The 12,606-nt window shown below is 61.5% G+C and carries 10 protein-coding genes; 8 read left to right on the top strand and 2 right to left on the bottom strand.

Annotated elements, in window-relative coordinates; all coding sequences use genetic code 11:
• A partial coding sequence (locus tag AC5E6N_RS19490) for a TRAP transporter large permease subunit (RefSeq protein ID WP_491749375.1) occupies positions 1-1,701 on the top strand: 1,701 nt, incomplete at its 5' end.
• A gap of 6 nt (positions 1,702-1,707) precedes the next feature.
• Here the strand turns inward: AC5E6N_RS19490 and AC5E6N_RS19495 are convergent.
• Positions 1,708-3,126: a helix-turn-helix domain-containing protein gene (locus AC5E6N_RS19495; protein WP_491749376.1), complete on the bottom strand. Its 1,419-nt coding sequence runs from the start codon at positions 3,124-3,126 to the stop codon at positions 1,708-1,710.
• A 135-nt stretch (positions 3,127-3,261) separates the two neighbouring features.
• Here AC5E6N_RS19495 and AC5E6N_RS19500 point away from each other — a divergent pair, with 135 nt between their 5' ends.
• The 7 genes from AC5E6N_RS19500 (at position 3,262) to AC5E6N_RS19530 (ending at position 12,063) form a co-directional block, all read left to right on the top strand.
• Positions 3,262-3,840 carry a biotin transporter BioY gene (locus AC5E6N_RS19500; RefSeq protein ID WP_491749377.1) on the top strand — a complete coding sequence of 193 codons (579 nt, stop codon included), beginning with the start codon at positions 3,262-3,264 and terminating at the stop codon, positions 3,838-3,840.
• On the top strand, positions 3,840-5,372 hold the full coding sequence (locus tag AC5E6N_RS19505) for an acyl-CoA carboxylase subunit beta (protein ID WP_491749378.1): 1,533 nt from the start codon (positions 3,840-3,842) through the stop codon (positions 5,370-5,372). The genes AC5E6N_RS19500 and AC5E6N_RS19505 overlap by 1 nt, the downstream gene beginning before the upstream one ends.
• Positions 5,373-5,388: 16 nt before the next feature.
• Entirely contained in the window at positions 5,389-7,398 is a 2,010-nt protein-coding gene (locus AC5E6N_RS19510; protein WP_491749379.1) for an acetyl-CoA carboxylase biotin carboxylase subunit, read from the top strand.
• A 28-nt stretch (positions 7,399-7,426) separates the two neighbouring features.
• The gene (gene scpA, locus AC5E6N_RS19515) at positions 7,427-9,562 is read left to right on the top strand and encodes a methylmalonyl-CoA mutase (protein WP_491749380.1); all 2,136 of its coding nucleotides are present in this window, start codon (positions 7,427-7,429) and stop codon (positions 9,560-9,562) included.
• Positions 9,563-9,630: 68 nt separating this feature from the next.
• On the top strand, positions 9,631-9,849 hold the full coding sequence (locus tag AC5E6N_RS19520; protein WP_491749381.1) for a hypothetical protein: 219 nt from the start codon (positions 9,631-9,633) through the stop codon (positions 9,847-9,849).
• Between the two features lie 30 nt (positions 9,850-9,879).
• On the top strand, positions 9,880-11,448 hold the full coding sequence (locus tag AC5E6N_RS19525; RefSeq protein ID WP_491749382.1) for a DUF427 domain-containing protein: 1,569 nt from the start codon (positions 9,880-9,882) through the stop codon (positions 11,446-11,448).
• A gap of 210 nt (positions 11,449-11,658) precedes the next feature.
• Positions 11,659-12,063, top strand: a complete 405-nt coding sequence (locus tag AC5E6N_RS19530) for a type 2 periplasmic-binding domain-containing protein (protein ID WP_491749383.1) — start codon at positions 11,659-11,661, stop codon at positions 12,061-12,063.
• Between the two features lie 41 nt (positions 12,064-12,104).
• Here the strand turns inward: AC5E6N_RS19530 and AC5E6N_RS19535 are convergent.
• Positions 12,105-12,606 (bottom strand): calcineurin-like phosphoesterase C-terminal domain-containing protein (locus AC5E6N_RS19535; protein ID WP_491749384.1); only part of this gene is annotated, 502 nt, incomplete at its 5' end.

Consider the following 12,606-nt stretch of genomic DNA (forward strand, 5'->3'; position numbering starts at 1 on the left):
GGCGAGCGCGATGCTTACTATCCGGCGATCCTGGCAATCGTTTCGTTGATCGTCCTGACCTTCATCCTGTCCAACTTCGATACCAATATCAAAAGCATCGACACGGCTGCCGACATGACCGGGGTCGTCCTGGCGACCTTGTGTGTGATCGGGCTTTGCATCGGGCTTATCTGGAGCGGCTGGCGCGCCTTCAAGATCGAAAACACGCTGCAGGGCGTGATGATCGAAACCGCCAAGACCACGTCTTTGGTGTTCATCATCCTGCTTGGCGCGGCGATCCTGACGGCGGCTTTCCGTGCCTTTGGCGGCGAGCATCTGGTCAGGGAATTCCTGAACGGGATCGGCGGCGGCTTCTGGACCAAGTTCATCATCGTCATGGCCGTGATCTTCGTTCTCGGCTTCTTCCTCGACTTCATCGAGATCGCGGTTGTCGTCGTCCCGATCGTGGCACCCATCCTGCTTGCCGATCCGTCCGCCAACGTGACGGCCGTCTGGCTCGGCGTGATGATCGGTCTCAACATCCAGACGTCGTTCCTGACGCCGCCCTTCGGCTTCGCGCTGTTCTATTTGCGGGGCGTGGCACCGGCTGCGGTCAAGACATTGCAGATATACAAGGGCGTGGTTCCGTTTATCTGTATCCAGCTTATTGCGCTGGTGATCGTCGGAATGGTGCCGCAACTGGTCAACTATCTGCCGAACCGCGTCGCGCTGCTTTCCGAAACGGCGCCGCCGCCGCGCAACCCGCGGCTGACCTATTGTGTCGGCGAGTTTTTGAGCGCGGAACTTAAAGAAACACGCGGCACGCTGCTGGCTGCCGTCGACACCGCGCGCCAGCTTGATTATGGCATATTGCCGGACAAGCTTTCGAAATCGGTCACCGGCAGTTTCGGCAATGTCGCGGCGGCGATCACCCTGCTTGACGAACGCGAGTCCGCCGAAGAGGCCCTGCAGAATGCATCGGGCGGGTTCAGGCCGCTGCATACGCAGGTCCGGGCGATCGAAGCCGATATTCGCGGCATTGACGAAAGCCTTGAGGAGCTTGAGGTTCTGATCGAGAGGGCGCGCGACCCGTCGCAGGCAGCGCAGAAGGAAAGGCTTGAAGCGCGCTTCGCGGTGCTGCAGGACGAGCGCGATGCGCTCGACGCCACCATTCCCGACAGTTGGGATCAGGCCTATGCCGATTACGACACACTCATCGACGCCAGGAACAATATCGACAGGCAGTATTTCCAGACGTCCGCCAACGCCTATGAGCCGGTTGCGGCGTTGCTGGCGAGCCTCAATTCGTTCGATGCGTTCAAGGAACTCGGCCCCGAGATCGAGGCCGTTGCGGGGCAGGTCTCCGATAATGAACCGGCCGACATGGTCGAACCGCTCGATGAGCTTTCGAAGAAGTTCGGCGATATCGAGGGCGCATCGGATATCAAGTCGGATCTTTCCAGGGCGCGACGTGCGCTTCGCTCCAAGACGCCAAGCAAGGAGAAGGCGCTGGCCGAAATCCAGAAGGCGGTTGATGAGTACAGGGATCAGCTTGTCTGGCGCGAGAAGGCCGAGACAGCGCTCAAGCCGGGCCTCACGACCTATGTGGACATGCTGAAGCCGACGATCGGTATCCGCCAGCAGCGTCGCCTGACACGCGAACAGGCTCTCTATGTCGCGTCCTGCACCTCGGACCACCGGGACATCTCGCTGAACTTCTGATTTCGTTCAGTCGAAGCTGTAGGGAATTGTGTCTCTTGTGTTCGGATCGACGGCGAGCTTTCGCTTCAGCGGCGGTACGGCGCGCTGGTGGCAGTCGGTGCGTTCGCAGATGCGGCAGGAGATGCCGATCGGCTCGAAGGCCGTTTCACTGGCAAGATCGAGGTCATCGGCATAGACCAGAGCGCCGGCATGCCTGATCTCGCAGCCGAAGGCCAGGGCATAGCGCTGGACCGGGTCGCGGAAACCGCCGCTCGGCTTGCTGATCGCCGTTGCCAGACACAGATACCGCACTCCGTCCGGCGTTTCGGCCAATTGGCGAAGAATGCCGGTCGAGGTGGCAAAAGCGGTGTGAACGTTCCACAGCGGGCAGGCGGAGCCGAAACGGGCAAATTGCAGCTTGGTGGCGCTGTGCCGTTTGGTGATGTTGCCGGCCTGATCGACGCGGGCGAAGAAAAATGGAATGCCCTTGTTTCCGGGGCGCTGAAGCGTGCTGAGGCGATGCGCCACCTGCTCGATACTTGCGCCGAAGCGATCGGCGAGCAGCTGCAGGTCATGACGCAGTTCTCCCGCCGCCGACAGGAACTCGCCATAGGGAAGGAGCGCGCTGCCGGCGAAATAGTTGGCCAGGCCGATCCGGCACACTGCTGCGGCGTCCTGGGTGCGGAACTGAGCATTCCCGATGATTGAGGAAATCGTATCGGTATGTTCGAGCAGGCCAATCTGGTGCGCCAGCTGAAAGGCATGGGTAGAGTGTTCGGCGCGCGGATTGACGCTCAAGACACGCGACACAGGGTCATATCGTCTGATCGTGCCGGCGGCGGTCGCGGCGCCGCCCATGGTCACCCGGACGCGGTGCTCCCGTTCCAGGTGATCGGCCAGCGCGCGCACCCGGTTGCGGGTTGAGCCCTGCAATTCCAGTGCGAGTCGTTCGGCGGAGACATCAAGCTCGTGCACATAGTTGTCGATATAGTGAAAGAAATCGCGCACTTCTTCATAGGGCGTCGGTTCATTCAGGCCGCCCGATCGCTCCAGCGTGTCGTCGAGTTCGGCAAGCTGTTCCCCGGCGCGGCGCAGCGCCTGATGCATGGCGAGGAAGGCGCGGGCGACCGACGGCGTGTTCTGGGTGACGAGCTTGAGATCCTGCGCTGAAGGCTGCTGTCCCTTGAAATGCGGATCGGCGATGGCCTCCACCATATCCGCCAGCAGCCGGTCGCTGTCGTTTTCCGAAAGGCTGGCGATATCAACGGAAAAATTCTCCGCGAGCGCCAGGAGGACAGGCGCGGTGACGTGACGCTGATTGTTCTCGATCTGGTTCAGATAGCTGGTTGAAATGCCCAGTTGCTTGGCGAAGGCGGCCTGGGTCAATTGGGTCTCTTCGCGAATTCGGCGGATGTTACGGCCGATAAAGAGCTTGCGTGCGCGCATGTTCACAACTTTGCAAAATAAAATTTGCAAATTTAGCTAAATCAACTTTGTTGCTAATTCAAGCCTTTTGCCAAACTCCCCGACAGGGTACATGATGGCACGTCCCACAATCAGCGCTTTTCAGGGAGACAATCCATGACACTTTATGCAACCCTTTCGGCAGGCCGTAGCCACCCGGTTCTGCGCGACGGTCTGACCGTCATATTCGCAACAATCCTTCTGGCTGTTTCGGCCAAAATCGCCGTGCCGTTCTTTCCCGTCCCGATGACCATGCAGACGCTTGTTGTGGTCGGGCTCGGGCTGGCGCTCGGCTCCCGCATGGCCATGATGGCCGTCGGCCTTTATCTCATCCAAGGTGCCCTCGGTCTGCCCGTCTTCTCCGGTACGCCGGAAAAGGGAATCGGCGTTGCCTATATGATGGGTCCGACCGGCGGCTTCCTGCTTGGCTTCCTGTTTGCTGCCGGTCTCACCGGCTGGCTCGCCGAGCGCGGCTGGGACCGCAACGTGTTCTTTGCCTTTCTTGCGGCGCTTGCCGGGTCGGCGATCATCTATGTGCCCGGTCTCTTGTGGCTCGGCGGTCTGATCGGCTGGGACAAGCCTGTCCTTGAGTTCGGTCTTTACCCGTTCATTCTCGGTGACGTCTTCAAGGCGGCGCTCGCGGCCCTGATTTTCCCGGCCGCCTGGTCGTTTCTGCGGTCCCGGGACTCCGCCTGATGCTTGAGATCATCGAGCAGCTTGAGGAAAAGCGGCGTGAGGCGCATCTGGGCGGCGGGCAGCGCCGCATCGATGCGCAGCACGCCAAAGGCAAGCTGACGGCGCGAGAGCGACTGGATGTGCTCCTCGATCAGGGATCGTTCGAGGAGTACGACATGTACAAGGCCCATCGATGCAGCGATTTCGGCATGCAGGACCAGCAGGTTGCCGGTGACGGGGTCGTCACCGGTTGGGGCACCATCAACGGGCGCCCCGCCTACGTGTTCAGCCAGGACTTCACGGTCTTCGGCGGATCGCTTTCCGAAACGCATGCGGAGAAAATCTGCAAGGTGATGGATCTTGCCATGCAGAACGGCGTGCCGCTGATCGGGCTGAACGATTCCGGCGGCGCCCGTATCCAGGAGGGTGTCGCCTCGCTCGGCGGTTATGCCGAGGTGTTCTGGCGCAATGTCCAGGCATCCGGCGTCATCCCGCAGATCTCGGTGATCATGGGTCCATGCGCCGGCGGGGCGGTCTATTCGCCGGCGATGACCGATTTCATCTTCATGGTGAAGGATACGAGCTACATGTTCGTCACCGGTCCCGATGTGGTCAAGACCGTCACCAACGAAGTGGTGACGGCGGAAGAACTCGGCGGCGCTTCGACGCATACCAAAAAGTCGTCCGTTGCGGACGGAGCCTTCGAAAACGATGTCGAGGCGCTGCTTGAAGTGCGCCGCATGTTCGATTTCCTGCCGCTCTCGAACCGGGAAGCGCCGCCGGTGCGGCACACGCCGGACGATGCGGACCGGATCGAAAAGAGCCTCGATACGCTGGTTCCGGACAATCCGAACAAGCCCTACGACATGCATGAGGTGATCGTGAAAATCGCCGATGAGGGCGAGTTCTGCGAGATCCAGAAGGACTTTGCGAAAAACATATTGTGCGGCTTTGTGCGCCTCAACGGATCGACCGTCGGCGTTGTCGCCAACCAGCCGATGGTGCTTGCCGGTTGTCTCGACATCGACAGCGCCAAGAAGGCCGGCCGCTTCGTGCGTTTCTGCGACGCCTTCAACATCCCGATCCTGACGCTGGTCGATGTGCCGGGCTTCCTGCCGGGCACCGCGCAGGAATATGGCGGCATCATCAAGAACGGCGCCAAGCTGCTTTTCGCCTATGCCGAGGCGACGGTGCCGAAGGTGACGGTCATCATCCGGAAGGCCTATGGCGGCGCCTATGACGTCATGGCCTCGAAACATATCCGCGCCGATGTCAATTATGCCTGGCCGACGGCGGAGATCGCCGTGATGGGCGCCAAGGGCGCAACGGAAATCCTCTACCGCTCCGAACTCGGCGATCCCGACAAGATCGCCCAGCGCACGAAGGACTATGAGGACCGGTTCGCCAATCCGTTTGTCGCCGCCCAACGCGGCTTCATCGACGAGGTGATCATGCCGCATTCGACGCGGCGACGTGTGCTGCGCGCCTTTGAGCTGCTGAGAACCAAGCAGGCCAGCGCGCCGGTCAGGAAACACGACAATATTCCGCTTTAGGCGGGGGAACGGGCATATGTTCAAGAAAATCCTGGTCGCCAACCGAGGCGAGATTGCCTGCCGGGTATTCAAGACGGCAAAGCGCATGGGCATCGCCACCGTTGCCGTCTATTCCGATGCGGACCGCAACGCGCTGCATGTCGACATGGCGGACGAGGCCGTCTTTATCGGGCCGGCGGCCGCGGCCGAAAGCTATCTTGTCATCGACAGGATTGTCGATGCCTGCAAGCAGACCGGCGCCGAGGCGGTACATCCCGGATATGGATTTCTTTCCGAGCGGGCGGAGTTTGCCGAACGGCTCGCAAAGGAGGGTATTGCTTTCATCGGCCCGCCGCCCGGTGCGATCGAGGCGATGGGCGACAAGATCACCTCCAAGAAGATTGCGGCCGAGGCCGGCGTGTCCACGGTTCCCGGCGTCATGGGCCTGATAGACGATGCCGATCATGCGGCGCGCATCGCCGCCGAAATCGGCTATCCTGTGATGATCAAGGCAAGCGCCGGCGGCGGCGGCAAGGGCATGCGGATCGCCTGGAACGACGAGGAGGCGCGGGAGGGCTTCGAGCGCTCCAGGTCGGAGGCCGCGTCCAGTTTCGGTGACGATCGCATCTTCATCGAGAAGTTCGTGACCGAACCGCGCCATATCGAAATACAGGTGCTCGCCGACACCAAGGGTCACTGCATCTATCTGGGCGAGCGGGAGTGCTCCATCCAGAGGCGCAACCAGAAGGTCATCGAGGAGGCGCCGTCGCCGTTCCTCGATGAAGAGACCCGCAAGGCCATGGGCGAGCAGGCGGTGGCGCTGGCGAAGGCGGTCGATTATGCGAGCGCCGGGACGGTCGAGTTCATTGTCGACAAGGACCGCAATTTCTATTTCCTTGAGATGAACACGCGGCTTCAGGTCGAGCATCCCGTGACCGAACTCATCACCGGGGTCGATCTGGTCGAGCAGATGATCCGCGTGGCCGCCGGCGAAACGCTGTCGTTGACGCAGGACGATGTGACGTTGAACGGCTGGGCCATTGAAAGCCGCCTCTACGCGGAGGATCCGTTCCGCAATTTCCTGCCGTCGATCGGACGGTTGACGCGATACAGGCCACCGCAGGAAGGCGAGGACAGCGGCGGCCAGATCGTTCGCAACGATACCGGCGTGTTCGAGGGCGGCGAGATATCGATGTTCTACGATCCGATGATCGCCAAGCTTTGCACCTGGGCGGACAGCCGCGATGCGGCGGTCGAGCGCATGGCCGATGCGCTGGACTGTTTCGAGGTCGAGGGCATCGGCCACAACATCCCGTTCCTGTCGGCTGTCATGGATCATGACCGGTTCCGGTCCGGCAATATCACGACGGCTTTCATCGCCGAGGAATATCCGGATGGTTTCAACGGCGTCGAACCCGACCGCCGGCTTGCGGCCGATCTTTCCGCCGTCGCCATGATGCTCGATGCGATTGAAGCCGAACGTCAGGCGCAGACCGCGAGCGGCCGGTTCGCACAGGGCTCAGGCGTTGCTTCGCTGGAACGCACGATCCGGCGGGATCGCGAGAACGAGCGGGCGACCGTCTCGCGTGACTGCGACGCTTTCATCGTCGCGATCGCGGCATCGGACCCGATGCGCCTCGAAACCGCCTGGCAGCCGGGCGAAACGCTGGCCCTGGTGTCCATTGACGGCAAGTCGTCGGCCTTCAAGGTCGACAGGGTTCCCGGCGGTTACCGGCTTCGCCACCGCGGCGCCGATGAAATCTTGCAGGTTCTGCCGAACCGGGTGGCGGAACTTGCCGCGCTGATGCCGGAAAAACTGCCGCCTGACACGTCGAACATGCTGCTTTGCCCGATGCCGGGCCTCGTTGTCGCGCTGCATGCGGAAGAGGGTGCAACGGTGGAGGAGGGGCAGTCCCTTGCCATTGTCGAAGCGATGAAGATGGAAAATGTGCTGCGCGCCGAGAGGACAGGAAAGGTTGCAAAGATACCCGTCACCGTCGGGGACAGCCTTGCCGTCGATGAGGTGATTATGGAGTTCGAGGCCTGACCCGATCCCGCGCCATGAGGATACGACCATGACCCATGCAAACAGAGACTGGCTGGACCTTGCGAGCAAGGAATTGAAGGGCGCGGATCCGTCGAGCCTCAACTGGGAGACGCCGGAGGGCATCACCATCAAGCCGCTCTATCGGGCGGATGATCTTCCCCGGCAGGCTGGCGATGAACTGCCGGGCTTTGCGCCTTTTACCCGCGGGATTCGCGCGACCATGTATGCGGGCCGGCCGTGGACCGTGCGTCAGTATGCCGGGTTTTCGACGGCCGAGGAATCCAACGCATTTTATCGCAAGAACCTCGCGGGCGGTCAGAAGGGACTGTCCGTCGCCTTCGATCTGGCGACGCACAGGGGTTATGATTCCGATCATCCGCGGGTTCTGGGCGATGTCGGCAAGGCCGGCGTCGCCATCGATTCCGTCGAGGATATGAAAACCCTCTTCAACGGGATTCCGCTGGATCAGATGTCGGTTTCCATGACGATGAACGGGGCGGTTATTCCGGTCCTTGCGATGTTCATCGTCGCGGGCGAGGAGCAGGGCGTTGCGCGTGCCGCGCTGTCAGGCACGATCCAGAACGATATCCTCAAGGAATTCATGGTCCGCAACACCTATATCTATCCGCCGGAAGCCTCGATGCGGATTGTGGCGGACATTATCGACTACACGGCCCGCGAGATGCCGAAATTCAATTCGATCTCGATTTCCGGCTATCATATGCAGGAGGCGGGATCGACGCTGGCGCAGGAGCTTGCCTATACGCTCGCCGACGGGATGGAATATGTCCGCGCCGCAATGAGCAAGGGGCTGGACGTCGACGCCTTTGCCGGCCGGCTGTCCTTTTTCTTCTGCATCGGCATGAACTTTTTCATGGAAGCGGCCAAGCTGCGCGCCGCGCGGCAGCTCTGGGCGCGCATCATGACCGATTTCGGCGCAAGGTCGGAACGCTCGAAGATGCTGCGCACGCACTGCCAGACATCGGGTGTCTCGCTCACCGAGCAGGACCCCTATAACAATGTCGTGCGCACCGCGTTCGAGGCAATGGCCGCGGTTCTTGGCGGCACGCAGTCGCTGCACACCAATTCCTTCGACGAGGCGATCGCCCTGCCGACGGAGTTCTCGGCGCGCATTGCCCGCAATACGCAGCTTATCCTGCAGCATGAGACCGGTGTGACCAATGTGGTCGATCCGCTCGGCGGGTCCTACTATGTGGAGGCTTTGACGAAGGAACTGGCGGACGAGGCCTGGCGGATGATCGAGGAGGTGGAAAGCCTCGGCGGCATGACCAAGGCGGTGGAGCAGGGGCTTCCGAAGATGCGCATCGAGGAGGCCGCGGCGCGCCGTCAGGCGCGGGTCGACAAGGGTGAGGATGTGATTGTCGGCGTCAACCGGTACCGGCTCGACGACGAACCGAAGGTCGACATTCTTGAAATCGACAATGCCAAGGTCCGCGATGCCCAGATCGCGCGGCTGAAGAAAATCCGCGAGACACGGGATCCGAAAGCCTGCGAAAACGCGTTGAAGGCGCTGGAAGATGCTGCCGCCTCCGGCAGCGGCAACCTGCTGGAGGCTGCCGTGGAAGCGGCCCGGGCCCGGGCCAGCCTCGGTGAGATATCGGATGCGATGGAGCGCGCCTTTCAGCGGCACAAGGCGACCACGCGTGTCATATCCGGCGTCTATGGCGATGCCTACAAGGGCGATGCGCAGTATGAGCTGATCCAGAAAAAGATCGCGGACTATCGCTCGCAGCGGCAGCGTGAGCCGCGTATCCTGGTCGCGAAAATGGGTCAGGACGGCCACGACCGCGGTGCCAAGGTGATCGCAACGGCCTTTGCCGATATGGGTTTTGACGTGGAGTTGTCGGACATGTTCGAGACGCCGCCCGAGGTCGCTTCGCGGGCCATCAAAGGCGATGTGGACGTTATCGGCGTATCGTCGCTGGCCGCCGGTCATCGCACGCTGGTGCCCGAACTGATCGGCGAGCTCAAATCGGCCGGCCGCGAGGACATCATCGTCATTTGCGGCGGTGTCATTCCCGAACAGGACTACGGGTTTCTGGAGGATGCGGGCGTGACCGCAATCTTCGGGCCGGGCTCCAACGTGCTCGACGCGGCCAATGTGGTGCTGGCCGAAGTCGCCGGAATGCGCCGCAACCGTTAGGACAGGTCTTTGGTTGGTGATGGGCCTGACGGTGTGTGGGAACACATCGGTGCAGTGTTGTGAATTCGTTGACGACTTTTCATTTTCTGTTCGCCTATCTCATGCCTCCCAATGCGGACGGCATCGCGGACTATCTGAACTATTGGATGCGGCTGCAGCAGGAAAACCGGGTGCTGAAAGAGATGAATGACCACTGGATCGGGCAGACGCCCGCGGACCGAGGCGCTGAGCGTGGACGGTCGTCAGGCGCGAACGGATTTGGAACGGCAGGGCATGCCGCCATTTGATTTTCCCGCTTCGACAACCATGTTTAGGGCATGACAGTGCATGCGGATACACAAACGCTCGGTTATCGTCTGGCGGTGACGCCGCTTGCCGGCAGGACCGTCGCCAAATGCGGCGATGTCGTTCTTGCCGAGAGCCGCGATGCAAAGATGATGCATGAAACGCGGCTGCCCTCCGTCGTCTATTTTCCGTTGAAGGATGTCGCGGTCAAACTGCTGGCCACCAGCGACCACCGGACATTCTGTCCCTTCAAGGGGACGGCGACCTACTGGGATGTGGAGGTGGGTGGTCGTATATTCGAGAACGCTGCCTGGTGCTACAAAACCGCGCTGCCGGAATCCCGCGATATCGAGGGCTATGTGGGCTTCATGCCCGATATTCTCGATACGATCGAGATGGAGGAAGACGGCGCCGGCGCGATTGACGACGGCAACATATCCGGGCCGACCATCGACTGGATCATGCGCGAGGCCTGGCTTTGCGGTTCGCCGGAGGAACTGACTAAGGCCATTGCCGACAAGTTCAACGAAGACGGCATCGCGGTATCGCGTATGAGTGTCCTGATCTGGTCGCTGCATCCGATGATCGCCGGGCGGAACTATGTGTGGACGAAGAAGGACGATCAGGTCCAGACCTACACACCCAGCTACGACATTCACAATCATCCGTCATTCATCAACAGCCCGATGCGGCACGTGACCAACGGTCTGGGCGGCGTGCGGCAGAACCTTCTGAGCGAGGACGCCGAGTTCAGCTTTCCGATCATGGAGGAACTGAAGGCCGAGGGCGCGACGGACTATGTCGCCATGCCACTGCAATTCTCGAACGGGCAGGTCAATGTCCTGACGCTGACCTGCGATCATCCGGACGGCTTCACCACGGCCAATCTGGGTCTTGTTTTCGAGTGCGCGTCCGTGATCAGCCGGCTCTACGAGGTGTTCACGCTTCGTGACAATGCCTCGTCCCTCCTGGAAACCTATCTCGGCAAGCGGACCGGCGCGCGTGTGCTTGGGGGCGAGATCCGGCGCGGCGACGGAGACAGGATCGATGCCGCTATTTTGTTCTGCGACCTGCGCGGTTCCTCCAGGCTGGAGGAGGACATGGGCCGGGACGATTATCTGGTCCTGCTCAACCGGTTCTTCGAGACGACCACGCGGATCGTCAACGACAATGGCGGCGAGGTGCTGAAATTCATCGGCGATGCGGTACTTGCGATCTTTCCGGCCGGCGAGGATGCGGCGCTGGCGAGCCGTCAGGCCCTGTCCGCGGCACGCAGGATCGATCATGACATCAACAGCGGGGCTGCCATCTCGGATGCTTCGGTGCGGTGCGTGGTCGGCCTCGCCTTCGGCAACGTCACCTACGGAAATGTGGGTTCGGAGGAGCGGCTGGATTTCACGGTGATCGGGTCCGCGGCCAATGTCGCGGCAAGACTGGGGGATCTCGGTAAACGTCTCGGCCACGACGTGGTTGCCACAAAGGCGATCGCCGATGCCAGCAGCGGTTCCCTGCGCTCGTTGGGCGATTTCGATCTGCACAATGTGTCCGCTCCGGTGGAAGCTTTCGTCCCTGAGAAAGAGAGATCGACGGGCGGGTCCTGACCGCCGCGGTTGTGCGGTTGGCCCCCGCGGGCAGGGACGCTGGACGGGCTGGGCTGGATGGATATGTTCGCCCGAAATCAGTCGGGATAGGTCTCCAGTTCGATACCCGCCTCGGAGGGCGTCTTTGTGTTCGGCCTTTGCGGCATTTTACGCCCAGCTTGACTTATATCGGGAATTGGGTGAGGCAAGAAGAAGCGAAAACAGCCAGCGGTGGTGCGTTTTTTGCACCACCCCGGAGGAGGAGGAGTATGCATTCCGGATGCGCGGGTCTTCGCGGAACGCGCGGCGCCGTTCGGCCTGATCATGTGGGCGGATCATCCGCTTGCGGAACGCAGCAGCGTGACGGTGGACGAGGTGTCGGCCTACCCGCTGGTGCGAACGATAGACGCGCGCGCCGGCCACTCGCTGCTCGACCAGGAGATGGCATCCCTCTCGATCCAACTTTCGACCCACATCTTCACCAATGCGCTGTTCACCGCCAAGCTGTCGCACAAGGCGCTCGGCGAATACAAAATCGGGCTGATCGTGTCAGCTGCGAGCTCGATCAATCCGGTCAAGCATCTTTTTTTGAGTGTGGCGGAGCGCCATCTCAAAACGCTGAAATTCGATGCTTGACCGGTTCGGCTCTTCCCGCGTGCGGGAAGAGCCCTGTTCCGTCAGTTCCACAGGTCCTTCTGCCAGGTCATCTGCGGCATCTCTTCCACCACCTCGAAGGTGATCGTGTGGTCGAATGTCCGGCCGTGGCGGTCGGTGGTCTGCGCGGTGAGCGTATGGACGCCCGCCGGCAGGTCGGCCGGCAGGTCGGCACGCCAGAGGTGATGCGAGCTCCTGGTCAGCATCCAGCCCTGCAGCGGGCCGGGAACGCCCTGCCACTCGACCCCGGTCCAGGTGGTGAAGCCGTCGGTGTCGGTCTTGTTGCGGGCCGACTTGAAGGCGATCCGGCCGTTGGTCGACTGCTTCGCCAATGCCAGCGGGTCGGCATATTCGACGCCCGAGCGTTTGGCTTCGCCTTCGCCGTCCTGCGTGCGCTTTGCCTCGATCGGCGCTCCGCCGTTGATGGAGACATCGACCTCGCTGTCCTTCGAGCCGTTCCACACATTCACGGCCACCCAGGTGCCGCCCTCCAGATCCGCTCTGGTCAAAAGGTTGAGATCGTAA

Source organism: Hoeflea sp., from assembly GCF_984452065.1.